Source organism: Proteiniborus sp. MB09-C3, assembly GCF_030263895.1.
Lineage (GTDB): Bacteria > Bacillota > Clostridia > Tissierellales > Proteiniboraceae > Proteiniborus.
Genome location: NZ_CP127161.1, coordinates 2,537,859 through 2,562,023, shown reverse-complemented (window position 1 = coordinate 2,562,023; position 24,165 = coordinate 2,537,859). Strand labels below are relative to the sequence as shown.

Annotated in this window: 25 protein-coding genes; 24 read left to right on the top strand and 1 reads right to left on the bottom strand. The window is 31.8% G+C overall.

Annotated elements, in window-relative coordinates; translation table 11 throughout:
• The first annotated feature begins 19 nt into the window (after positions 1 to 19).
• From QO263_RS12480 to QO263_RS12450, 7 genes are all read left to right on the top strand, one after another.
• The gene (locus QO263_RS12480; protein ID WP_285621981.1) at positions 20 to 1,132 is read left to right on the top strand and encodes a D-alanyl-D-alanine carboxypeptidase family protein; all 1,113 of its coding nucleotides are present in this window, start codon (positions 20 to 22) and stop codon (positions 1,130 to 1,132) included.
• Between the two features lie 116 nt (positions 1,133 to 1,248).
• Positions 1,249 to 2,217: a sulfide/dihydroorotate dehydrogenase-like FAD/NAD-binding protein gene (locus tag QO263_RS12475; protein WP_285621978.1), complete on the top strand. Its 969-nt coding sequence runs from the start codon at positions 1,249 to 1,251 to the stop codon at positions 2,215 to 2,217.
• Entirely contained in the window at positions 2,210 to 3,490 is a 1,281-nt protein-coding gene (locus QO263_RS12470; RefSeq protein WP_285621975.1) for an FAD-dependent oxidoreductase, read from the top strand. The genes QO263_RS12475 and QO263_RS12470 overlap by 8 nt, the downstream gene beginning before the upstream one ends.
• Before the next feature lie 47 nt (positions 3,491 to 3,537).
• Positions 3,538 to 4,245 (top strand): pseudouridine synthase, encoded by a 708-nt coding sequence (locus QO263_RS12465; RefSeq protein ID WP_285621972.1) that lies wholly within the window; start codon positions 3,538 to 3,540, stop codon positions 4,243 to 4,245.
• 123 nt (positions 4,246 to 4,368) lie between these two features.
• The gene (locus tag QO263_RS12460; protein ID WP_285621970.1) at positions 4,369 to 4,812 is read left to right on the top strand and encodes a GNAT family N-acetyltransferase; all 444 of its coding nucleotides are present in this window, start codon (positions 4,369 to 4,371) and stop codon (positions 4,810 to 4,812) included.
• Positions 4,813 to 4,816: 4 nt separating this feature from the next.
• A complete protein-coding gene (gene mnmM / locus QO263_RS12455) occupies positions 4,817 to 5,389 on the top strand; it encodes a tRNA 5-(aminomethyl)-2-thiouridylate-methyltransferase MnmM (protein WP_285621967.1) in 573 nt (190 codons plus the stop codon).
• Between the two features lie 18 nt (positions 5,390 to 5,407).
• Complete coding sequence (locus QO263_RS12450) at positions 5,408 to 6,805, top strand: oxaloacetate decarboxylase subunit alpha (RefSeq protein ID WP_285621964.1); 1,398 nt, start codon at positions 5,408 to 5,410, stop codon at positions 6,803 to 6,805.
• Between the two features lie 116 nt (positions 6,806 to 6,921).
• Here QO263_RS12450 and QO263_RS12445 read toward each other — a convergent pair whose 3' ends face one another.
• Positions 6,922 to 7,560 carry a hypothetical protein gene (locus QO263_RS12445; RefSeq protein WP_285621962.1) on the bottom strand — a complete coding sequence of 213 codons (639 nt, stop codon included), beginning with the start codon at positions 7,558 to 7,560 and terminating at the stop codon, positions 6,922 to 6,924.
• 403 nt (positions 7,561 to 7,963) lie between these two features.
• Between QO263_RS12445 and QO263_RS12440 the strand changes: the two genes are divergently transcribed.
• The 17 genes from QO263_RS12440 (at position 7,964) to pdxR (ending at position 24,123) form a co-directional block, all read left to right on the top strand.
• Complete coding sequence (locus QO263_RS12440; RefSeq protein WP_285621959.1) at positions 7,964 to 8,176, top strand: 4Fe-4S binding protein; 213 nt, start codon at positions 7,964 to 7,966, stop codon at positions 8,174 to 8,176.
• The gene (locus QO263_RS12435; protein ID WP_285621956.1) at positions 8,166 to 9,305 is read left to right on the top strand and encodes a 2-oxoacid:acceptor oxidoreductase subunit alpha; all 1,140 of its coding nucleotides are present in this window, start codon (positions 8,166 to 8,168) and stop codon (positions 9,303 to 9,305) included. Before QO263_RS12440 ends, QO263_RS12435 begins: the two co-directional genes overlap by 11 nt.
• 1 nt (position 9,306) lies before the next feature.
• A complete protein-coding gene (locus QO263_RS12430) occupies positions 9,307 to 10,128 on the top strand; it encodes a 2-oxoacid:ferredoxin oxidoreductase subunit beta (RefSeq protein ID WP_285621953.1) in 822 nt (273 codons plus the stop codon).
• 1 nt (position 10,129) lies between these two features.
• Complete coding sequence (locus tag QO263_RS12425; RefSeq protein ID WP_285621950.1) at positions 10,130 to 10,672, top strand: 2-oxoacid:acceptor oxidoreductase family protein; 543 nt, start codon at positions 10,130 to 10,132, stop codon at positions 10,670 to 10,672.
• Between the two features lie 4 nt (positions 10,673 to 10,676).
• Entirely contained in the window at positions 10,677 to 11,576 is a 900-nt protein-coding gene (locus tag QO263_RS12420) for a MurR/RpiR family transcriptional regulator (protein ID WP_285621947.1), read from the top strand.
• Positions 11,577 to 11,740: 164 nt separating this feature from the next.
• Positions 11,741 to 12,352, top strand: a complete 612-nt coding sequence (locus QO263_RS12415) for a histidine phosphatase family protein (RefSeq protein ID WP_285621945.1) — start codon at positions 11,741 to 11,743, stop codon at positions 12,350 to 12,352.
• Positions 12,353 to 13,582, top strand: a complete 1,230-nt coding sequence (locus QO263_RS12410) for a BaiN/RdsA family NAD(P)/FAD-dependent oxidoreductase (RefSeq protein ID WP_285621942.1) — start codon at positions 12,353 to 12,355, stop codon at positions 13,580 to 13,582.
• Between the two features lie 102 nt (positions 13,583 to 13,684).
• The gene (locus tag QO263_RS12405) at positions 13,685 to 14,134 is read left to right on the top strand and encodes a hypothetical protein (protein WP_285621940.1); all 450 of its coding nucleotides are present in this window, start codon (positions 13,685 to 13,687) and stop codon (positions 14,132 to 14,134) included.
• Positions 14,135 to 14,274: 140 nt separating this feature from the next.
• On the top strand, positions 14,275 to 14,931 hold the full coding sequence (gene cmk, locus QO263_RS12400; RefSeq protein ID WP_285621937.1) for a (d)CMP kinase: 657 nt from the start codon (positions 14,275 to 14,277) through the stop codon (positions 14,929 to 14,931).
• Positions 14,931 to 15,533, top strand: coding sequence for a lysophospholipid acyltransferase family protein (locus QO263_RS12395; RefSeq protein ID WP_285621932.1), 603 nt, complete (start codon positions 14,931 to 14,933; stop codon positions 15,531 to 15,533). The genes cmk and QO263_RS12395 overlap by 1 nt, the downstream gene beginning before the upstream one ends.
• 2 nt (positions 15,534 to 15,535) lie before the next feature.
• A complete protein-coding gene (locus QO263_RS12390) occupies positions 15,536 to 17,500 on the top strand; it encodes a bifunctional 4-hydroxy-3-methylbut-2-enyl diphosphate reductase/30S ribosomal protein S1 (RefSeq protein WP_285621929.1) in 1,965 nt (654 codons plus the stop codon).
• Between the two features lie 293 nt (positions 17,501 to 17,793).
• Positions 17,794 to 18,570 carry a CheR family methyltransferase gene (locus QO263_RS12385; protein WP_285621926.1) on the top strand — a complete coding sequence of 259 codons (777 nt, stop codon included), beginning with the start codon at positions 17,794 to 17,796 and terminating at the stop codon, positions 18,568 to 18,570.
• Between the two features lie 81 nt (positions 18,571 to 18,651).
• Complete coding sequence (locus tag QO263_RS12380; protein ID WP_285621923.1) at positions 18,652 to 19,707, top strand: M42 family metallopeptidase; 1,056 nt, start codon at positions 18,652 to 18,654, stop codon at positions 19,705 to 19,707.
• Positions 19,698 to 20,729, top strand: a complete 1,032-nt coding sequence (locus QO263_RS12375) for a M42 family metallopeptidase (protein WP_285621922.1) — start codon at positions 19,698 to 19,700, stop codon at positions 20,727 to 20,729. The genes QO263_RS12380 and QO263_RS12375 overlap by 10 nt, the downstream gene beginning before the upstream one ends.
• Positions 20,719 to 21,717, top strand: a complete 999-nt coding sequence (locus QO263_RS12370; protein ID WP_285621919.1) for a M42 family metallopeptidase — start codon at positions 20,719 to 20,721, stop codon at positions 21,715 to 21,717. The genes QO263_RS12375 and QO263_RS12370 overlap by 11 nt, the downstream gene beginning before the upstream one ends.
• Before the next feature lie 198 nt (positions 21,718 to 21,915).
• Positions 21,916 to 22,506, top strand: a complete 591-nt coding sequence (locus tag QO263_RS12365; protein WP_285621917.1) for a MerR family transcriptional regulator — start codon at positions 21,916 to 21,918, stop codon at positions 22,504 to 22,506.
• Positions 22,507 to 22,632: 126 nt separating this feature from the next.
• The gene (pdxR, locus tag QO263_RS12360) at positions 22,633 to 24,123 is read left to right on the top strand and encodes a MocR-like pyridoxine biosynthesis transcription factor PdxR (protein WP_285621915.1); all 1,491 of its coding nucleotides are present in this window, start codon (positions 22,633 to 22,635) and stop codon (positions 24,121 to 24,123) included.
• Positions 24,124 to 24,165: the final 42 nt, after the last annotated feature.

Genomic DNA, 24,165 nt, shown 5'->3' with positions numbered 1-24,165 from the left:
GATTAATGGAGTGTTGCCTTTGAAAATATTTAAAATTAAAAAACTTACAGTAATTTTGATTATGATAATTATAATAAATTTATTGCTAGGTTTTAAAGATCCATCGCCTAGTGCAGAAAGTGCAGTTTTAATTGATTCAAAGACAGGAAGGATTATGTATTCTTTGAATCATGATTTAAAAAGGCCTATGGCTAGCACAACAAAGATTATGACTGCATTGTTGGCAATTGAGCATGGCGATTTAGATTCTATAGTCAAGGTTAAAGACAGTGCAGTTGGGGTAGAGGGTTCAAGCATTTATCTTGCCAAAAATGAAGAGATTTTATTAAAAGACTTAATTTATGGCCTAATGCTAAGATCAGGAAATGATGCTGCTGTAGCTATTGCTGAGCATATATCTGGATCAATAGATAAATTTGTTATACTGATGAATGAAAAAGCTAAAGATATTGGTGCTCTCAATACGAATTTTGTAAATCCACATGGACTGCATGACTCAAACCACTATTCGACTGCATATGACCTAGCAATTATCACTAGAGAGGCAATGAAATTAGACTTCTTTAGAGAAGTTTCAAAAACAAAGACTTGGGTTGCAAATAGAGAAATTAATCAGCATTTTTTAAATAAAAACGATGTATTGTGGGACTATAAAGGTGGAGATGGAGTAAAGATAGGTTATACAAAAGCAGCAGGTAGATGTCTAGTAGCTAGTGCTACTAGAGATGAAATGCAGTTGATTGCTGTAGTGATTAACGACGGTAACTGGTTTAATGATTGCTATAGAATGTTCGATTTTGGATTTGAGAATTATAAGCCCACTCTGCTGATAAGTAAAGGGCAATTTCTAAAGAAAATAAAAATATCAAATGGCTATAAGGATTACTTTAATCTTTTGAGCGAAGATGATCTTATTATTCCATTAAAAGATGAAGAAAAAGAGAAAGCTAAAATCATATTAAACCTTCCCGATTCATTAAGTGCACCAATATATAAGGGGCAAAAATTAGGGAATATTCAAGTTTTTCTTGAAGGTGAACTATTGCATACTGCTGAAATAAAATCAATGCTTGAAATCAGCAAGCCTAAGTCTAAGAACAATTTTATAAAGTTTTTAAAGAGTATTTTTTAATACAAAAGAAAATTGATTTGTAAACATGGTTTTTTAACCATGTTTTTTTGTAACAAAAAACTCCTAGTTCTATAATCTAATACTATAGTCATAAGAAATAGAAGGGAGTGGAAACTTTGAAAAAAAGGCAAGAATGTATTGATGTTGGCAGTGAGTATTGTCCATGCTACCTTGCAGAGACAAACAATTGTATAACGTGCTCCCAACTTCAAGGAAAGAAGTTTTGCGATTGTAATTGGAGAGGGGTATGTGTATATCAGGAGCTTTTAATGAATGGGAACCAAATAAAACAACAGAGGGATTACTATAATAGTACTATTGAAGATATAAAGGAGATTGGAAAAGATAGTTATCTTTTGAAGTTAAAAGTAACTAGAACACTTGCCAGACAGCTTAAGGAGCCAGGAGCTTATGTATTTTTAAGGGATAAAAGGCTGCCTCAATATTTTGATGTGCCTATGTCAATAATGCAATCCGATGTTTCAAATGGGGAGATTACTATAGCCTTTAAGTCAGTTGGAGCAAAAACAAATAGCTTAAAAAAATGTGATGAAAATGTTTTAGTAAAGGGACCTTATTGGAATGGAATTTATGGGTTGCGCAATTTAAAAAGTGTTAAGGAAAAAACTTGCTTAGTTCTAGCTAGAGGTATTTCTCAAGCCCCTGCGTTGTTAACTATAGAGAAGCTAGTTAAGAATAAAAATAAAGTCATTTTATTACTTGATAAGGGTAGTGTAGGCGAACTGTTTATAAATGATTTTATAAAAGACATGAATATTGATACATATGAAGAGGACTTAATGAGTGAAAAAGGTAAGGGCTTAATAATGCAATTGTTGCTCAATGAGGATATAAGTCTTATATACAGTGCCGGCTCAGACTTGCTTCATATGAAGGTAATCAGCATAATAGATGAATTAGGAATAGATCCATATCTGGCAGTAACAAATAATAATGAGATATGTTGTGGAGAAGGTATTTGCGGTGGTTGTACTATAAGGCTTAAGGATGGAACAAGGGCCAAAGCATGTAAGACTCAAATTGATTCTAGAAAAATAATTGAGAGGAGGGTATTACTTGACTAAAGTAATAATAGTAGGTGGAGGATGGGCTGGCTGTGCAGCTGCTTTGACTGCAAAGAAAGCTGGAGCAGAAGTAACTGTAATCGAGAGAACTGACATGTTAATTGGATTAGGTAACGTTGGAGGAATAATGAGAAATAATGGACGGTATACTGCTGCTGAGGAAAATATCCATTTAGGAGCTGGGGAATTATTTGAAATCACCGATAATGCATCTAAACATAAAAATGTAGAATTTCCTGGGCATAAACACGCATCACTTTATGATGTTACTAAAGTAGAACCAGAGGTAAGGAAGCTGTTAAGAGAAAGAGGAATTAATATAATGCTTGAGAGCAGAGTAAATGATATAATTATGGAAGATAAAAAAATCAAAGGAATAGTAATTGCAGATGGAAATATTATAGAAGGAGATATTTTCATAGAAACCACAGGCTCTACAGGACCTATGGGAAACTGCACTAGATATGGGAATGGCTGTGCTATGTGTATTTTAAGATGTCCTTCTTTCGGACCAAGAATTAGCATAAGTATGCGTGCTGGAGTAGAGGACATTTTAGGTCAACGTGGAGACGGATCCTATGGTGCCTTTAGCGGTTCTTGTGAGCTAAGCAAGGACTCACTTAGCAAGGAAATAAGAGAGAAGCTTGACCGTGAAGGTGTTGCTATATTACCAGTGCCTCAAGAAGATATAAATCTAGAAAAGCTTGACTTAAAAGTGTGTCAGCAATATTCGCTTAAAGAGTTTTCAGAAAATATAATTTTATTAGATACTGGTCATATAAAACTTATGACACCTTTCTATCCTTTAGAAAAGCTAAGAAAAATAGAAGGTCTTGAACGTGCTAGGTATGAGGATCCTTATTCAGGTGGCAAAGGAAATTCAGTCAGATACTTATCAATAGCACCAAGAAACAATGCACTTAAAGTAGATGGAGTCGATAATTTACTATGCGCTGGAGAAAAATCTGGTTTGTTTGTTGGGCATACAGAAGCTATTTCTACAGGAAGTCTAGCAGGCCACAATAGCGTAAGGCTGAGCTTAGGAATGCCATTACTAGAATTACCTAGGAACACAGCAATAGGAGACATCATTGCATATGCTAATGAAGAAATAAAAAATAAAGAGGGCTTAAAGAAAAGATATACATTTGCAGGTTCTATTTTTTTTGATAGAATGAAGATGATAGGCACCTATATAATTGATACTGAGGAAATTAAGAGGAAAATACAAAGGCTGGATTTATTGAATATTTATAATGAGAGACTTGTATAATACTAATAATGGCATTTAACAAATAAGTATACGAGAGAAGGGGTTTAATGAGGTTACAAAAGTTTATGGCACAATGTGGAATTGCATCTAGGAGAAAATCAGAAGAGATAATAGCTGATAAAAGAGTAAAAGTTAATGGAATAATCATAACTGAGCTAGGTCATAAGATAGATCCGTTACACGATATCATTACTGTTGATAACAAGAGAATTAAGCATAGAGAAAAAAAGGTGTATATTATTATGAATAAGCCTAAAGGATATGTTACTACAGTATCAGATGAATATAATAGAAAGACAGTGCTGGACTTAATAAAAAATATAAAGGAAAGAGTATATCCAGTAGGCAGACTTGATTATGATACATCGGGTCTTTTACTTTTAACAAATGATGGCGAACTAGCTTATAGATTAATTCATCCTAAATATGAAGTTGTTAAGACATATATTGCGACAGTTAAAGGTAAACCAATAGAAGAAGAATTAGAAAGGTTTAGGAATGGTTTAGAAATTGATGGACACATTACCTCTGAGGCTGAAATTGAAGTATTAAGCAGTATAAATGATAAAAGCGTAGTAAAGATTCAGATACATGAAGGTAAAAATAGGCAGATAAGAAAGATGTGTGATAAAATTGGGCACCCTGTTACTTCATTAAAAAGAATAGCAATTGGTGATCTTGAACTGGGGACTTTGAAAAAAGGCTGTTGGAGATTTTTAAACGACAAGGAAATAGAATATCTAAAGAAAATCTAATCATTACGCAATAATTGCGTAGTGATTAGATTTTTGATCAGGCTTAATTTTTATATATTGATAAAATTGATTGAATTTTATATTGTGATTTGGTATAATCTGGCTATAAAGGAGAAGATTCATATGATAGTGGTTAGAAAAACAGAAAATAGTGAAGAAAATGCAGCTATTGCTGAAATGTCAAGAGGATATAAGATAGATAATAATATGAGTGATAACAGTGTATCCTATGTTTTAGAGGATAATGGCAAGATAGTTGGAGGCTGTAATATAAGTATTAATAATGACTATGCTATATTGAATTTCCTAATGATTAATGAAAATAAAAGAGGAGACAACTTAGGCGATGGGCTATTAAGGGCTGTTTTAAATTATTGCTTAATAAATGGTATAAAGAAAGCCTTTTTTATTGGAGATAATCAATACTTTATTAAAAAGGGTTTTTCTAAGGCTAAAAAAATTGATGAGAAATTAGCTTTAACTGCAGCATTAGATACGGATATTATTTTAGCATGTAATATAGAAGAGTTTTTTAAAAAGGGCTGTTGCTCTTGCAGAAGGAGCTGACAAGGTGTACAAATATTTTAACAATGTTGTGAGTATTGCTAAAGCGCTAATGATAAAAAGGATTTCGAAGGGAAATATCGTTGTAGATGCCACAGTGGGAAATGGAAATGATACTCTTTTACTTGCCCAACTGGTTGGAGAAGAAGGAAAAGTTTATGGATTCGATATTCAAGAATCTGCAATAAATAATACTAATTTAAAATTAATTGAGAATAATTTTAATGAAAGTGTATATTTAATAAAAGATAGTCATGAAAATATTGATCAGTATGTAGTAGATAAAGCTGATTTAATTGTTTTTAATTTAGGCTACTTACCTGGAGGAAGTCATGATATAGTTACGAAGGCGGAAACTACGGTTATTGCACTAGAAAAAAGCTTAGATTTACTTAAGGAAAATGGTTTGCTATTAGTTACAACATATGTAGGTCATAACGAAGGAAAAACAGAAGATAGGCAGATTAATAAATACTTTTCGGTCATAGACCAGAAGAAATTTAATGTCCTAAAATTTGAGTTCATCAATCAAATTAATTACCCACCTGTGCTTTATTGTGTAGAGAAAAATAAATTATAAACCTAGGGGGAATGTGTTATGACTAAACCAAAAATTACGGAGACGATTTTTAGAGATGCTCATCAATCTTTAATTGCTACACGAATGAGAACGGATGAAATGCTTCCTATTGCAGGAAGACTAGATGAGGTCGGATTTCACTCCTTGGAGGTATGGGGAGGAGCCACTTTTGATGCTTGTTTAAGGTTTTTGAACGAGGATCCATGGGAAAGACTTAGAAAGCTAAGGAAAGTAATTAAAAAGACCAAGCTTCAAATGCTTCTTAGGGGACAAAATCTTTTGGGGTATAAAAATTATCCTGATGATGTGGTTGAAGAATTTGTGAAAAAATCTATTGATAATGGTATTGATATTATAAGAATATTTGATGCATTAAATGATGTCAGAAATCTAAGAACTTCAATAGAAGCTACGAAAAAAGCTGGAGGACATGCTCAGGCTGCTATTTCTTATACCATAAGTCCAGTCCATGATATTGAATACTATGTTAAATTATCAAAAGAAATGGAGAATATGGGAGCAGATTCTATTTGTATAAAGGATATGTCTGGAATACTGTTACCATATACTGCTTATGAATTAGTTAGTAAATTAAAAAATGAGGTTAAGATTCCATTACAACTCCATTCTCACTTTACCAGTGGTGTTGCTAATCAAACATACATGAAAGGAGTAGAAGCAGGAGTTGATATTATAGATACGGCTCTTTCACCTTTTAGTATGGGAACAAGTCAGCCATCTACTGAATCTATGATTGCATCATTAAAGAATTCTCCCTATGATACTGGGCTAGATTTAAGCTTGGTTGCTGATATTGCAGATTACTTAAAGCCCATAAGGGAAAAGTACATTAAAGAAGGTATTTTAAATCCTAAGGTTTTAGGAGTAGACAGTAGAACTCTTATAAATCAGGTTCCAGGTGGTATGCTCTCAAATCTAGTTTCTCAGCTTGAAAAGCAAGGCTCCCTAGAAAAGTTTGACAAGGTTCTTAATGAAATTCCAAAGGTTAGAGAAGACTTAGGGTTTCCTCCATTGGTGACACCAATGAGTCAAATGGTAGGCACTCAAGCCGTTTTTAATGTAATATTAGGAGAACGGTATAAAATGGTTCCTTCAGAAGTCAGAAACTATGTAAAGGGACTTTATGGTAAGCCAGCAGTTCCTATTTCAGACGATATTAAGGAAAAAATAATTGGCGATGAAAAAGTGTATACTGGCAGACCAGCGGATTTATTAGAGCCACAGCTTGAGAAGATAAAAAATGAAATAAGAGAATACATTGAGCAAGATGAAGATGTATTGACTTATGCTTCTTTTCCACAAGTTGCAATTAGCTTTTTTCAATATAGACAGACTGAAAAATATAAAATAGATAGTTCATTGCTTAATGTAGAAGAAAAAACTTATCCAATATAGAAATGCTAGTAGAGACTTCATTTTATTAATCTACTGAAAATCATTTATAGGATGTTATAGGATAAATACTAGTCAAGTTTAGTATTTATCCTATTTCTATATTGCAAAGAAGCTGATTAACAGTTTTCATGTAATAGGAGTGTTGTTTTCCTGTTGCTAATATAAGTTATAGCTTTCACTTTAGTATTTTTTATTATAGGGTTGCCGCATCTTAAACATATAATATTATTTTTTTGAATGGAAGTGTCTTTAATAATCGTATCTAGGTTACCATACTTTTTCCAGCTCTTCCAACCTGTTTTGCATAGTTCCTTTCTATTTTCATAATCAGCATATACCCATTTCAATATTGTGTGGAAATGAAAGGGATATTTGTTAAAGCGGATATAATCTTTGTAAAGACCTAAATCTAGGCAATAACTTTCAAAAGTTTCTTCAATAATAGTTTGTAATGGTTCATCTATTTTGCAGCTTAGATAGTTATATCTTTCTCTTGACAGCCATTTTCTAAGCTCATCAAACATGTATCCTCTGCATACATGAATTTCTTCCTTTTTATCCACATTAAGCTCTCTAAATAGATTACTTACTATTGTTGTTACATAATCTAGATATTTTTTTTCGGTAAAGGCAGAGCCTTTATAAAGCTCTACAGGAATAATATCATATCTATATTCCATAGTTTCTTTTCTTATTGCACCTATACATGTGCCTCCTATTAAACTTCCACTTCCTGCATCATCAATTTGTATCATAAAATCACTCCCATAAAACGTTGAAAATTTAATCCTATATGCTAGTTAATATAAAATCGTATTGAGTACGAGCTTAGAGAATTTGTTAGGGAATGGAGCTCAGCTCGTAACAAGCTTATAAACTCTAAGTATCTCAGCCGAGCAGTTGTTATTAACTATCGCAAAAGATTATTTTATGCAAGACAATAATTAGTATTTGCTTATAAAATAAAAATATTAAAATATATTATTTTTAAATTCTAAGCATAAAAAAGTCGTTGTAATCGTACTTGTAACACATGAAGTCAAACTTGCAAAATTGTGCAATTAGTTAAAAAAATGAAATAAAAATTGCATATATATGTATATTTTGATATCATGTATTTGTAGAATATTTTAACAATATTATAAGGGGGACTTTAAATTGGCTACCACAAGTGAAAAAGTACTTAAACTTAATGTAGAGTGGTGTAAAGGTTGTGGGATTTGTGTAGAGTTTTGCCCCAAAAATGTTCTAGGACTTGAACATGGCAAAATAAAAATCAAAAACATAGAGGCATGTATTAAATGTGGACAGTGCGAGCTAAGATGCCCGGATTATGCAATTTACTTAGGAGGTAGGGAAGATGGACAGTAAAAGGATTAAGTTAATGCAGGGAAATGAAGCTTGTGTTGAGGGAGCAATTGCTGCAGGAATGAGATTTTATGCAGGATATCCAATTACACCATCAACTGAAATAGCTGAGATTTCTGCTGAAAAGTTACCCAAAATTGGTGGCAAGTTTATACAGATGGAAGACGAAATAGCTAGTATGGGAGCTGTCATAGGAGCTTCATTGGCTGGATTAAAATCAATGACTGCTACTAGTGGACCTGGTTTCTCTTTAAAGCAAGAGAATCTTGGTTATGCTGCCATTGCAGAAGTACCCTGTGTAGTTGTAAATGTCCAAAGAGGAGGCCCCAGCACTGGTTTACCAACAGCTCCTGCACAAGGAGATGTAATGCAAGCAAGATGGGGAACCCATGGTGATCATCCAATTATTGCACTTACACCATCATCAGTTAGAGAAACCTTTGACTTAACAGTAAAAGCCTTTAATTTTGCAGAAAAATATAGAACTCCTGTAATATTGCTAATGGACGAAGTTATAGGTCATCTTAGAGAAAAGATTGAGATACCTAATATTGAAGAGATTGAAATTATTGATAGAATGAGACCGGAAAAAAGTAGTACTCAATACAAGCCTTATGAGGTTTTGGAAGGAGAAATTGCACCTAGAATGATTTCATTTGGTGAAGGATATAGATATCATGTTACTGGTCTTGTACATGATGAAACCGGTTTCCCAAGTGGAAAACCTGAAGTAGCAGAAAAGCTAGTATCAAGACTTGTAAACAAGGTGGAGTTAAATAAAAATGATATATCTATATATGAAGAATATATGCTAGATGATGCTGAAATCGCAATTATAGCCTATGGTGGAACTGCTAGATCTGCAAAATGTGCAGTTGAACTAGCTAGACAACAAGGTATAAAAGTTGGATTATTTAGACCAATGACAATATGGCCATTTTTAGATAAGCAAATTGCTAAACTATCAGAAAAAATAAAAACGATTATAGTAGCAGAAATGAATTTGGGTCAATATGTTTTGGAAGTAGAAAGAGTAGCTAATAAATATTCTAATGTACACAGATGTAATAGAGTAAATGGTGAATTGATATCACCTGATGAAATTCTAGCTAAGATTAAGGAGGTCTATTAAAGTGCCTAGCAAACTTGTTGAAACTTATTTTAGATCAAATAAATTACCTCATATTTGGTGTCCTGGATGCAGCAATGGCATAGTCATGAGGTCAATTGCTAAAGCTATCGATAATTTAGGCTTAGATAAGGATAATGTATGTATAGTGTCTGGAATCGGATGTTCTTCAAGAGCTACTGGCTACATGGATTTCAATACTTTGCATACTACCCATGGAAGAGCCTTAGCCTTTGCAACAGGAATAAAGATGGCAAACCCAAAGCTAGAAGTAATAGTTATCACAGGTGATGGAGATTGTGCCGCAATAGGAGGAAACCATCTAATTCATTCTGCAAGGAGAAACATTGGTATTACTACAATTGTGTTTAATAATAATATATATGGTATGACTGGAGGTCAATATTCGCCTGCAACGCCTACTGGTGCTATTGGAACAACTGCTCCCTATGGAAATATTGATTCTAATTTTGATTTATGTCAACTTGTAAAGGCTGCTGGTGCAACCTATGTTGCGAGGACAACAGCTTACCATGCTAACATGGTCATTAGTCAAGTTGAAGAAGGTATTAAAAACAAAGGATTTTCATTTGTTGAAGTTGCAAGTATATGTCCAACATATTTTGGAAGAAAAAACAAAATGGGAAACGCAGTTGATATGATGAATTATTTAAAAGAAAGCTCAGTAAATATTAAAGCAGCTGAAAAATTAGCTGATGATCAGATTGTAGGAAAGCTTGTAATCGGAGAATTTCATAAAGTTGCTAGAACTGAATATACTGAGGAGTACCAAAAAATAATCGATAGTTTTCAAAAGGAGAGATAGTATGTCTAGTCAATATGAAATACGACTAAGCGGTTCAGGAGGACAAGGATTAATATTGGCTGGTATAATTTTAGCCGAGGCTGCAATTGAAGATGGGAAAAACGCCATACAATCTCAGTCATATGGTCCTGAGGCCAGAGGTGGAGCAAGTAAAGCAGAAGTTATAATAAGTGACGAGGAGATTCATTATCCTAAAGTAAAGGATAGCGATCTATTATTAGCTCTAACTCAGCTTTCTTGTGATAAATACATTGATACTTTAAAAAAAGGTGGTACATTGGTAGTTGATAGCAGTATTGATCATCCAAAGAGAGATGACATTAATATAATTAGTATTCCAATACTAGATACTGCAAATGATAAGTTGATGAAGCCCTTAGTTGCAAATATTGTTGCACTTGGTGCAATTAATTGTATTTCTCAAATAGTCTCAAAAGAATCTTTGATAAGTGCAGTTTTAGCTAGAGTACCTAAGGGAACAGAAGCTTTAAATGAAAAAGCATTAGAGGAAGGTATGAAGCTTATAAAAGAAAGCAAGGAATGATGTTATGGAAGATAAAAAGAAGGATCTAATGAAAGTTATTCAGATGAATTTTACAAGGCTTAGTAAAGGACAAAGACTTATTGCAGAGTATATTATGTCTAACTATGATAAAGCAGCATTTATGACTGCTGCAAAATTAGGAGAAGTGGTCGGAGTAAGTGAGTCTACAGTAGTGAGGTTCGCTTTGACCTTAGGATTTGCTGGATATCCAAGTTTACAAAGAGCATTACAGGAGCTTATAAAAAACAAACTCACAACTGTCCAAAGATTGAGTATGTCTGGGGAGTATTCAGATAATGAGGTAGGTCTGAAAAAGGTTCTAAGGACTGATATGGAGAATATAAAGGCTACCATAGATGAGATAAACGTTGAAACCTTTGATAAGGTTATAGATAGTATTTTAGGAGCTAAAAGGGTATATATATTGGGCCTTCGTAGCTCAACCGCATTAGCAGATTATTTAGGGTTCTATTTGGGAATAATCGTAGACGACGTTAAGGTTATAAGGACAGGAATAAGTGATATTTTTGAGCAGCTCATCAGAGTAACAAAGGATGATTTAGTAATAGGAATAAGCTATCCCCGATATTCTAGGAGAACCTTAGATGCACTTAAATATGTAAAAGCACAGCAATGTAAGGTTGTGGGTATTACCGATAGTTTGATTTCTCCAATAGCTAGCATAGCAGACTATACACTTATTGCTAGGAGCAACATGTTGTCTTTTGTTGACTCCTTGGTAGCACCTATGAGCCTACTAAACGCACTGATAATTGCAATAGGCATGAGAGAAAGAGATGATATAGGACAATATTTTAATGAACTAGAGAATATTTGGAAGGAATACAATGTTTACGATAACAAGGATAAATCATATGGTAGTGATAATAAAGGGACTGATTAATCAGTTCTTTTATTTTGAAGTATATATCATATATAATCTTATCATAAATGATAAAGAATTATATAGTTATTTTATTATTTATGACTTATAATGTATATAATAAACTTAAAACATAATAAGATTTCTATTTAAAAAGCTAAGGTTATAATATCTAGGAGGTAACAATGGGACGACTATATTTAATAAGGCATGGAGAATCTGAATGGAATATTTTAAGCAAAGTGCAAGGGCAAAGCAATACACAGCTTACTGATAAAGGTAGAGAACAGGCTAAAAAAGCTGCACAAGGTCTTTTACATGAGAAAATTGATCTGATTTTTTCAAGTGATTTAAATCGAGCTTTCGATACGGCCAAAGTAATAGGAGAATTACTTGAATTAGAGGTTAATACTTTTGAGGAATTGAGAGAAATGAGATTTGGGGTGTGGGAAGGTCTTACAACACAGGAGATAATGAATAAGTATACGAATGAGCATACTATTTGGATGACAGAGCCTCATAAGCTGAATCTTCCTGAGGCTGAAAAATTAATTGATTTGCAGGAAAGACTATTAGGAATAGTAAATATACTTATAAAAGACAATAAGGACAAAAATATTCTCATTGTTTCCCATGGTTCTTCTATTAAAGCTCTTATATTGGGAATATTAGGTATTGATATTTCCTTTTATAATAAATTCACCATTAGTAATACAGGTATAAGTATTATTGAGTATAGAGACTATTCGCCAGTTTTAAGAGTGCTTAATGACACAAGTCATCTAAAGGAGGTCTAAATGTTGCAAAATCGAATAGCAGTAATTGGAGGAGGTCCAGCTGGAATGATTGCCGCAGCTACGGCTGGATCTTTAGGTAAAGATGTTGTTTTATTTGAAAAAAACAACAAATTAGGTAAGAAGCTTTTTTTAACGGGAAAAGGTAGGTGTAATATAACTAATGCTGGTGAGGTAGAAGATTTAATTGAAAATATTGTAGCTAACAAATCATTTTTGTATAGTGCATTTTACTCTTTTACAAATACTGATATTATCGAATTATTAAAATCATATGGAGTAGACACTAAAATAGAACGTGGAAATAGGATATTTCCTGTTAGTGATAAATCAAGTGATGTAATTAAAGCTTTAGAAAGATATTTAAGTCATGAAAAAGTTAAGATAGTATTAAATAAGGAAGTTAAATACATTGAAAAGCTAGATGACGATAAGTTTAAAATAGTATTTACTAATTCTGAGGAACAGTATTTTAATAAGGTAATAGTTGCAACTGGTGGTAAATCATATCAGCAAACAGGTTCCACAGGGGATGGTTATTTGTTTGCTAAGAGCTTTGGACATTCAATTACTAATCTGAGGCCAGCTTTGATACCATGTGAAATTAAGGAGGAGTGGGTAAAGGAATTACAAGGTTTAGCATTAAAGAATGTTAAAGTTTCTGCTTATGTCGAAAATTCGAAAATCTTTGAGGATTTCGGAGAATTACTGTTTACTCACTATGGTATATCAGGGCCCATTGTGCTAACTATGAGCAGTTATATAAATAAATATTATGGAAATAAAATAAAAATTGTAATCGATTTAAAACCCGCTCTATCTGATGAAAAACTTGAAGTGAGAATATTGAGAGATTTTGAAAAATATTCGAAAAAACAATTTAAAAACTCTTTAGAAGATTTACTTCCTCGAAAGCTGATACCAATAATAATTAAATTATCTAATATAAATGAAGATAAATTTGTAAATCAAATAACTAGAGAGGAAAGAAAGAATATCGTCCATTTATTAAAAAACCTAGAAATGAGTTTTTCTGATTTCAGGCCAATTAACGAGGCCATAGTGACTTCAGGTGGGGTTGCTACTTTAGAGATAGATTCCTCTACTATGGGATCTAAAATAGTTGAAGGATTATTTTTCGCTGGAGAAGTCATAGATGTTCATGCATTAACTGGAGGCTACAATTTACAGATTGCGTATTCTACTGGATATCTTGCTGGGCTAAACTGTTAATAATCAAATAAAAAGCTAAATATAAAATGTACTTCAAAGGTACATTTTTTTTGCTTTTTTTGCATAGTTTATTTTAACCATACTAATTTTGGAGGTGAAAAAATGAAGGACTTCAAAAGAATTCTAAACAAAATCGAGACAGTTGTATTAGTACTAAGTATAATAGGGGTCTTTTTCTTAGTAATGCAGCTAGGTTTTATAAAAAATATGGAGATGCCAACTTTTTATGATGATTACGAACATATTGCAGATGAACCAGTAAAAAATAAAGAGGCAGGTTATGTTGTTTTAAAAAGAAACAGTGATAAATTCAATAGTATATTTGTTACCGTTAATGGAAAGGGAAAATATAAATTTGATAAAAAAAATGAGTTAATGCTAAAGGTATTTGATGGAGATATTATAGAATTAGATAGTACTATGTACGATGAAGAAATAGAAATAAAAATAAAAGTAGTAGGAATAAGCAAGAATATTAATAAACCAGAGCTTAATGAAGTATTAACGACAGAAGGCAGTATTAAAACTTTTTTACAGGTAAAGATAGATTGAAAGGTATTATAAGTGTAGGTAGATAAATGTTCTTGAGAAGTGAATAATTATAATATATAATGATAACTAGAGTCTAGAAAATTTAAACATACTGACCACCTTGAAGGTGGTTATGTTTATTAAGAGAGGGAAAAATAATCATGGGAAATTTAACAATTGCTATTGATGGGCCTGCAGGGTCAGGGAAAAGTACAATATCTAAAAAAATTTCAAAGGAGTTAAATATAGTATATATAGATACTGGAGCAATGTATAGGGCATTAACCTTAAAGATATTAAAAAATAAAACCAATATATATGATAAAGCAGAAATGAATAAAATTTTGCAGAATACTAATATAGATTTTAAAAATAATCATATTTTTTTAGATGGCAAAAAAGTTGACGAGGAAATAAGAAATAATGAAATAAGTACTAATGTTTCTGATGTAGCAAAAATTAAAGAGGTTAGAAAAAAACTTGTTGAAATTCAAAGAAGTATAGCAAGCAATAAAAGCGTTATAATGGATGGAAGGGACATAGGAAGCTTTGTTTTACCTCATGCAAATTATAAATTTTATATTACTGCCTCTATTGAAGAAAGAGGAAGCAGAAGGTGCAAAGAATTAAAGGAAAAAGGTTATAATGCTAATCTAGAAGAAATAATTAAAGAAATTGAGGAAAGAGATAGAATAGATAGCACGAGAGAAGTTTCACCTTTAGTTAAATGTAAAGATGCGTTTGAAATCGATACTACTGATAAAACCATTGATGATGTAGTTTCAGAAATACTTGGCATAATTAGGGGTGATAATTAATGTCGCTATACGGTTTTTTGAGAGGTATTTTACTTGTCATTTTTAGAATTATTTTTAGAATAGAAGTAACTGGAATTGAAAATATTCCTATTGAGGGAAAAATAATAGTTTGTTCTAACCATGTCAGTATGTTAGACCCTATTACAGTTGCTACTTCAATTCCTAGAAGAATATATTTTATGGCAAAAAAAGAGCTATTCGAAAAAAAGTTTTTTGGCAGCTTATTAGAAAAATTAGGAGCATTCCCTGTAGATAGGGATGGTGCAGACTTAGCAGCGATTCGAAATTCTTTAAAGATATTGAAATGTGAAAATATTTTAGGAATATTTCCAGAAGGTACTAGAAACAAAATGGAAGATGTTGATAGTGCCAAACCTGGCATTGCAATGATTAGCATCAAGGGAAAAGCACCAATTATACCAATATATATAGATACTCAGTACAAGCTGTTTAGGAAAATTAGGGTAATAATCGGTAAACAAATAATTACTGAAGAATACTATGACCAGAAACTAAATATGGATGATTATAGAGAAATAAGTAGGCAAGTTATGACCACAATTTACAACCTAAAAAATTGTAAAGATAAACAGGAGGAATAGTTTTGAAAATCATAATTGCAGAAAATTCAGGTTTTTGCTTTGGAGTAAGTAAAGCTATAGAAACAACAAAAAAAATATTATCTGAAAATACTACTAAGACATATTCTTTAGGTCCTTTGATTCACAATAATCATGTAATAGAACAGCTTAAGCAAGAGGGATTAGACATTATAGAAAATATTCAGGAAGCTGATAATAGCAAGGTAATTATCAGATCTCACGGAGTTCCTTTACATGTGTATGATACTGCTAAAGAGAAGAATATCGAACTTGTTGACTGCACATGTCCTTTTGTAAGAAAAATACAAAATAAGGTAAAGAAATTCAATGCTCTTGGCTACCAAATTGTGATTATTGGCAATGCTAAGCATCCAGAAGTTGTTGGTATCAATGGGTGGTGTGATAATAGCGCCATAATAATAAATAATGAAGAAGATATTGAAGTTATGTTAAATTATGATAAAATATGTATTGTAGCACAAACTACTTTTTATGAAGGTAATTTTAATAGGTTAGCAGAACTAGTTTCACTCAAAGGAAATGAAGTAAAGATTTTCAATACTATATGTAATGCCACTCAGCTAAGGCAGAAGTCTTGTGAAGAGATATCTAAAATATCAGATGCCATGGTGGTTATAGGTGGATACCATAGTTCTAATACTCAGAAACTTGTTGAAATTAGTAGAAAATTTTGCAATAATACTTTTCATATTGAAACAGCAGACCAATTACCTATTAGTGAACTAAAAAAATTTAATACTGTAGGGTTAACAGCTGGAGCTTCAACTCCCAGCTGGATTATTAAGGAGGTTTACGACAAAATGAGCAATTTAGGAGATATGAATGAACTGATGAAGGCCATTGAGGATACAATGGTGAAGGTTCATAGAGGAGAAACTGTAAAGGGTAAAGTAATATCAGTAAGAAATGATGAAGTAATGGTGAACATTGGTTACAAATCAGATGGAATAATAAAAAGAGATGAGTTAACTAATGATCCTGATATAACACCTTCTGATATTCTTTCTGCAGGGGACGAAATAGAAGTACTTATTCTAAGATTAGATGATGGCGATGGTAATGTAATTCTATCTAAGAAGAGGGTAGACACAGTAAAGAGCTGGGATGAAATAGAAGAAATATTTAATAATAAATCTATTGTAAATGCTAAAGTTATTGAAATTGTAAATGGTGGAGTTATTGCTTTAGTAAAGGGACTAAGAGGGTTTATTCCTATTTCTCAAATAGCTAATAGATTTGTAAACGACTTACAAGTTTATATGGGAAAATCCTTTGATGTGAGAGTAATTGATTTTGATAGAAATAAAAAGAGAATTGTTCTTTCAAGAAAGAGTGTTGAATTAGAAGAAGCTGAAAGTAAAAAGAATAAGCTTTGGAAGAACATAGAAAAAGGTCAAATAATTGAAGGTGAAGTAAAGAGAATTACCGATTTTGGAGTTTTTGTTGATATTGGAGGAGTAGATGGTCTAATTCATATTTCCGATCTTTCATGGTCTCATGTGAAGCATCCAAAAGAAGTAGTTAAAGAAGGAGATATTGTTAAAGTACTGATATTAGATGCTGATAAACAAAAAAATAGGATTTCATTAGGATTAAAACAAGCTTCTCCACATCCATGGGAAAACATAGATGAAAAATATAATATTGAAGATATTGTTGATGGAAAAGTAGTTAGACTAGTTGATTTTGGTGCATTTGTAATGCTTGAACAAGGTATTGAAGGATTAGTTCATATATCACAAATTTCAGATAAACATATAGCAAAACCATCTGAAGAACTAAGAGTTGGTGAAAATGTAAGAGTTAAGATTCTAGATATTAATAAGGAAGAGAAAAAAATAAGCTTAAGCATTAAGGAAGCTGTAGAAAAAGAAGTCAATGAAACTATAGAGTATAACACTGAAGAAGAAATAACAATAGGTGATATTCTTAAAGAAAATAAGTAGAGTGGGGTTATTAACCTCATTCTTTTTTTTTATGACCTAACCCGATTTATGTGAGCAATAGCGAGCAAATATATCTGTGTTGCGAGACTGCTTATGACCCAAGCAACAAATAAATTTGTGTTGAGAGATTAATAAAGTAGAATATTTTTTCGATTTATGTAAAAAATAATAGTGACCTCACAAAATACATCAAGACCCCCTTTATATAGTTTCCTGTGGCATATTGCCACAGGCTTTTTTTATTGATAGAATAGATACTATACATATCAGCATTATAGAAAAGGGGACAAAGGATGGACAAGTATGAATTTTTTAAGAAACAGGTTTTTTCATTAATTGGAATAGATTTATCAAGCTATAAAGAAAAGCAAATGAAAAGGAGAATCCAGTCATTATTAACTAGAAATAAGTATACAGATTTCGATGATTATTTTGATGGACTAAAAAATGATATTAAACTGCTTGACGAGTTCATAAACTATTTAACTATCAACGTATCAGAATTTTTTAGAAATCCTACTCAGTGGGATGTTTTAGAGAAAGAGATATTACCAAGCTTGATAAATAATAATAGAAAGTTAAATATATGGAGCAGTGCCTGTTCTACAGGAGAAGAACCGTATACACTGGTGATGCTGCTGACAAGATTTTTAAAATTATCAGACATAAGTATTCTTGCTACTGATATTGACGCAGGTGCAATTGAAAAAGCTAAGACGGGCATCTATAATGAAAAAAGTCTTCAGAATGTTCCAATTGACTTGAAAAATAAATATTTTGAATCTATTGGAAGTAATTATAAAATCCATCAATCAATTAAGGATTGTGTTAAATTTAGTCGAATTGACTTACTTAAAGATAAATATCCAAATAACTGCAATCTTATTTTATGTAGAAATGTTTTGATTTATTTTACTGAAGAAGCTAAGGTGAATATCTATAAAAAGTTTCATGATTCTTTAAGTAACGATGGAGTATTATTTGTTGGAAGCACAGAACAAATAATAATGCCAGAAAGATATAATTTAAAATCGGCAAAAACATTTTTTTATAAAAAAAATGTTTATTAACTTAGTTTATTATATTATTATATTTAACCTTAATACAATAATATAATATCTATAAATATAAAAAAGAGGGGGAGAAAACATTTGGAAGCAAACGAATTACTAAGGCTTTTATGTGAAAAATCAGGTGTCTCAGGACATGAACAAGGAGTATCTGATTTTATTATTGAAGCTTTTAAAGACCTTACGGATGAAATTACTACAGACAAAATAGGAAACGTTATTGCGGTAAAAAAAGGCGAAAACAACTTGAAAAATATCAAAATAATGCTGGCGGCTCATATGGATGAAATTGGCCTTATGGTTACTGACATTGATGACAAAGGCTTTATAAAGTTTACTACAATAGGTGGAATTGATCCTAGAACTTTATTGGCACAAGAGGTCATTGTACATGGCAAAAATGATTTATTTGGTGTTATAGGAGCTAAGCCTCCGCATTTGCAAGATGAATCCGAAAGGGAAAAGGCGGTGAACACTGAGGATTTAACTATTGATGTTGGCTTTTCAAAGGAGCAACTAGATGAACTAGTTGAAATTGGTAATATCATAACAGTTAAAAGAGATTTTCTTAAATTGCAGGGGAATTGGGGAAGTGGAAAAGCTTTAGATGATAGAGCAGGCGTAGTTACTATGTATGAATGTGCTAAAGAATTAAAATACCTAAAACATCAAGCTGACGTATATTTTGTATCAACAATTCAGGAGGAAGTAGGAGTAAGAGGAGCTACTACTAGTACATATAAAATCAATCCAGATATAGGTATTGCCATTGATGTTGGATTTGGCTCAACTCCAGAAATACCAAAGGAGTATTCATTGGACATGGGAAAGGGTCCTGGAATAACTATTGGAGGAAATATTCATCCGAAACTAAGAGAAAAACTTGTTGAAGTTGCTAGAGAATATAATATTCCTCATCAGTTTGAAATAGATCCAGGACCTACTGGTACAGATGCTCGTGCAATGCAAATAACCAGATGTGGAATTCCAACCTTATTAATCTCTCTACCTCTAAGGTATATGCACACCTCGATAGAAACTATCAATATTGAAGATATCAAGATGTCTGCTAAATTATTAGCTAGATTTATATCTGGTATTTTTCATGATAATTTGGAGGGATTATTATGCTATTAAAAAGACTTACAGAAGCCAGAGGAATTTCAGGAAATGAAAAGGAAGTAAGAGAAATAATAATTAATGAAATAAAGGATTATGTAGATGATATTAAAGTAGATAAGATAGGAAATATTATTGCATATAAAAAAGGAGAGGTTGATACTCCTAAATTAATGATAGCTGCTCATATGGATGAAGTAGGACTGATGATTACAAGGATTGAAGATAGTGGATTATTAAGATTTACATGCGTAGGAGGCATAGATCAAAGAGTACTAGTTTCAAAGCCAGTAATAGTGGGCAACAAAAAAATAAATGGAGTAATCGGAGCAAAACCTTTTCATTTACAAAAAAGAACTGAATGGAAAAAAGCATTGGATTACAAGGAATTGTATATAGATATAGGTGTGAGCAGTAAAGATGAAGCTGAAAAGCTTGTAAAGCCTGGTGAATATGCTTCTTTCTTAAGTGAATATGTTAAATTTGGAGATAATTTAGTAAAAGCTAAATCTTTAGATGATAGAGTGGGATGTAATATATTGATAGACATATTAAAGACTAAAAAGAAGCTTTCTATCTATGGGGTATTTACAGTAATGGAGGAAATTGGACTAGTAGGTGCTGGCCCTGCTGCATATGGAATAGAGCCAGATATCGGGGTTGTATTAGAAGGAACAACTTGCTCAGATGTACCTGGAATAGAAGGACACCTGCAAGCAACAGAGTTAGGAAAAGGACCTGCAATTTCTGTAATGGATAGAACAACCATATTTAATAAGGATTTAAGAAAACTTATTATAGATATTGCAAAGAAGAATAACATTCCTTATCAGCTAAGAAAAACTACTTTTGGTGGTAATGATTCTGGGAAAATTCACTTAGCAAAGGGAGGGGCAGTAACTGCTACTATTTCGGTTCCATGTAGATATATTCACTCACCTATTAGTGTTATGAGTAAAGATGATTATGCTAATGCAGAAAAACTGCTAAATCTATTTATTGATGATATAGAAAAGGGAGGTTTTAATAATGAATTTTAATGGAGAATTATTCAAAAAATTAGTTAATGCCTTTGGTCCTTCTGGCGATGAAAATCAAGTTGCAGAAATCATTCGTGATGAGATTAAGGACTATGCAGATGAATTTAAAATTGATAGATTAGGAAATCTAATTGCTAGAAAAAAAGGAAATGGGAAAAAAGTTATGTTAGCAGCTCATATGGATCAGATAGGGTTATTGATAACAGACATAGATGAGAAAGGCTTTTTAAGATTTACCAATATAGGTGGCATATCGCCTTATGTTTCTCTTGGGCAACGTGTTATTTTTAAAAATGGCATAACAGGCGTAATTTATATGGAACCTACAGAAGATATGAGTAAGCTTAGTTTAGAAAGCATGTATATAGATATAGGAGCTAGTTCAAAGGATGAAGCAGAGAGAAAAGTAAGTATAGGAGATTCATGTGTATATACATCGCAGTATTATGAAAACGAAAATAATGTTATTTCAGGCTGTATTGACGATAGAATAGGTTGCTATATATTAATTGAAGCAATAAAAAATTTGAAGGAAACCAATAATGATATTTATTTTGTTTTTACATCCCAAGAAGAAGTAGGCTTGAGAGGTGCAAAAACTTCTGCTTATAGCATTGATCCTGATTTTGGTATAGCAGTAGATATTACAGGCTCTGGTGATACTCCTAAAGCAAAACGATTTGCAGTAGGATTAGATAAAGGTGCAGCTATAAAAATAAAGGATCAAAGCATAATAGTTAGTCCAGTAGTAAAGGATTTTATGGTAAAGACCGCGAAAGAAAATAATATACCTTATCAGCTAGAAATATTAGAGCGTGGTGGAACTGATTCAGGAGCTATTCATCTTACAAAAGAAGGGATTCCTTCAGGAGTAATTTCAGTTCCCACTAGATATGCGCATAGTCCTAGCGAAACAATTTCTAAGAATGATGTAAATAGCTGCATAAGCTTATTGCTAAGTCTATTGAATAAAGAAATAGAGTTCTAAATGGGTGATAATTCACCCATTTTTTTTATCCATAAAAAATGTAGAAACCTGCAATTTTTAGTTTTTTTTTATTAAATAACTGAAATTTATGTTTGAATTTATCGGAATATTTTGGTCGATAATATAAAAAAAGTAAAGGATATATTTAATAAATGAAGAATTCATTTATTATGTATGAATTTTGAGGAGGTGAATTTTGTGTACGATGCAGAAAAAGAATATACAATCTCTGAGGTTTCGGAAATGACTGGCTACCAGCCTCATGTCATAAGGTATTATGAGAAAGAATTTGAATTAGAGATACCAAGAAATAACTCTAATCATAGGTATTATACTTATAAGGAACTAGAAATTTATAATTACATCAAAGCATTACAAGAGAAAGGTTTTACAAACAAGCAAATTAAGCTAATCATTAATTCTCCAGAGCTTATAGTCACTGATGGTGAAGCTGCGGTAACTACTTTAGTGAAGAAGGAATCTGAGGTGATTCCTAGTTCTACTGAAATTTATGAAATATTTAAAGAATTAATTACTGAAGGATTGGGATCTATTTTAATCGAGAAAGCAGATACTAATTTGAACGTAATAAATGAGCTCAAGGATGAGATTGCTGAATTAAGAAATGATATTAATAGTAATGAAAGAGATGTTCTAATTTGTGAAAATATTAAGCTTAAAATGCAGCTAAAAGAAAAATCCTATCAGGTAGTTGAGTTGAAGGATAAATTGAAAAGAGAACAGGAATCCAGTAAAGGAATATTAACAAAATTTTTTGGTAAAAAATAAAATTAAGCCTAACTATTACGTTAGGTTTAATTTTTTATAATAGACAAATTTGAAAAAAACCTTAACTATGATAATATAATATTGTGTATATGCAATTTTATTGTGTAAAAAATGGAGGATTAAAAGGTGGAGCGAATTGGAGATATTAAGCTTGATAAGAGCAATAATAAATACTTATACCTTCAGTTATTTGAGGAGATAAAAAGATTAATAGAGTCAAATAATATTGAACCTCATACAAAATTACCAACTATTAGATATTTAGCAAATAAACTTGGAGTAAATAATAGTACAATAGTAAATGCTTATAATCAATTAGAGACAGAAGGATATATTTACAAAAAAATAGGGAGTGGTACTTTTGTTCAGGATATACGGAGTAAAGAAGTGAACAAACTAATACTAGATGAAGAAACGAGTATGAATTTGGACAGTTTAAACCTATTTTTAGACATGAAAAAGGAAGAGAAAATAATTAATTTTGCTAGCACTGCTCCTATGCCAGATCTTTTTCCCATAGATGACTTTAAGATAGTTTTGAATGAAGTATTAGATAGAGATAAAGGAAGAGCTTTTACCTATCAGGAAAGCCAAGGTTATTTAGATCTTAGAAAAGCAATAAGCAACTATCTATCTGGTTTTAATATAAAGGCCAACGAAAACAATATACATATAATATCTGGAGCACAGCAAGGTATAGATATTTTATCAAAGGCTTTAATTGAATATGGCAGCGTTGTATTCACAGAGAATCCTACATATACAGGTGCAATAGCTGTATTCAAATCTAGATCTGCTAGAATAGTGGAGATACCTATAAATAAAGACGGAATAGATTTAATAGACTTAGAATATAAGCTAAGGAGTCTTAAACCAAAGTTCATATATGTAATGCCTAACTTTCAGAATCCTACTGGATATTCTTATACTGTAGCAAAAATGAAAAAACTAATTGAATTAGCTGTGAAACATAATTTTTATATTATTGAAGACGATTATTTAAGTGACTTACATTTATTCAATCAACCAAAAAACACTTTAAAATCCCTTGATACAGTGGATAAAGTGATATATATTAAAAGCTTTTCTAAAATCTTTATGCCTGGTTTAAGACTTGCTTTTATGATAATACCACAAACTATATATAGCGAAGTGTTATCAGCTAAACATATATCAGATATTTCGACCTCTGGCTTGATACAAAGGGCATTTCATCTATATTTAGAAAAAGGAATTTGGCAAAAGCATATTGAACGTATGAGTACTGTTTATTCTGAAAGATACAATACCATAATTAAGAGCATAAAAAAATATATGCCAAAGCAGGTAAAATATACTTTACCTCAAGGAGGTCTTAATTTTTGGTTCTCCTTACCTAGCAGCTATTCTGCTAATGAATTGTATAAGCTATGCCTTAAAAATGGTATAACCATAGCTCCAGGCTCTTTATTTGATATTTGGCAACGAGATACAAAGTACTTTAGGTTGAGCATAGCCTCTGTTCATAAAGATGAAATTGATTTTGGAATAGCTAAGTTAAGTCAAATAATAAACTTTTTTTTGAAAAATTATCAAAAAGATAATATTACAATAGATTTATATAATAACCTTTTTTAATATCATTATGTATAGTTTTCATTAAATAACATAAATAAATTA

What these genes read in the sequence shown, in the direction of transcription:
- QO263_RS12375 (WP_285621922.1), top strand. Translation starts at nt 19,698, where the DNA reads ATGCTATTAAAAAGACTTACAGAAGCCAGAGGAATTTCAGGAAATGAA.
- QO263_RS12445 (WP_285621962.1), bottom strand. Translation starts at nt 7,560, where the DNA reads ATGATACAAATTGATGATGCAGGAAGTGGAAGTTTAATAGGAGGCACA.
- QO263_RS12435 (WP_285621956.1), top strand. Translation starts at nt 8,166, where the DNA reads ATGGACAGTAAAAGGATTAAGTTAATGCAGGGAAATGAAGCTTGTGTT.
- QO263_RS12465 (WP_285621972.1), top strand. Translation starts at nt 3,538, where the DNA reads ATGAGGTTACAAAAGTTTATGGCACAATGTGGAATTGCATCTAGGAGA.
- QO263_RS12420 (WP_285621947.1), top strand. Translation starts at nt 10,677, where the DNA reads ATGGAAGATAAAAAGAAGGATCTAATGAAAGTTATTCAGATGAATTTT.
- cmk (WP_285621937.1), top strand. Translation starts at nt 14,275, where the DNA reads ATGGGAAATTTAACAATTGCTATTGATGGGCCTGCAGGGTCAGGGAAA.
- QO263_RS12370 (WP_285621919.1), top strand. Translation starts at nt 20,719, where the DNA reads ATGAATTTTAATGGAGAATTATTCAAAAAATTAGTTAATGCCTTTGGT.
- QO263_RS12450 (WP_285621964.1), top strand. Translation starts at nt 5,408, where the DNA reads ATGACTAAACCAAAAATTACGGAGACGATTTTTAGAGATGCTCATCAA.
- QO263_RS12405 (WP_285621940.1), top strand. Translation starts at nt 13,685, where the DNA reads ATGAAGGACTTCAAAAGAATTCTAAACAAAATCGAGACAGTTGTATTA.
- QO263_RS12460 (WP_285621970.1), top strand. Translation starts at nt 4,369, where the DNA reads ATGATAGTGGTTAGAAAAACAGAAAATAGTGAAGAAAATGCAGCTATT.
- QO263_RS12385 (WP_285621926.1), top strand. Translation starts at nt 17,794, where the DNA reads ATGGACAAGTATGAATTTTTTAAGAAACAGGTTTTTTCATTAATTGGA.
- QO263_RS12415 (WP_285621945.1), top strand. Translation starts at nt 11,741, where the DNA reads ATGGGACGACTATATTTAATAAGGCATGGAGAATCTGAATGGAATATT.
- QO263_RS12395 (WP_285621932.1), top strand. Translation starts at nt 14,931, where the DNA reads ATGTCGCTATACGGTTTTTTGAGAGGTATTTTACTTGTCATTTTTAGA.
- QO263_RS12425 (WP_285621950.1), top strand. Translation starts at nt 10,130, where the DNA reads ATGTCTAGTCAATATGAAATACGACTAAGCGGTTCAGGAGGACAAGGA.
- QO263_RS12410 (WP_285621942.1), top strand. Translation starts at nt 12,353, where the DNA reads ATGTTGCAAAATCGAATAGCAGTAATTGGAGGAGGTCCAGCTGGAATG.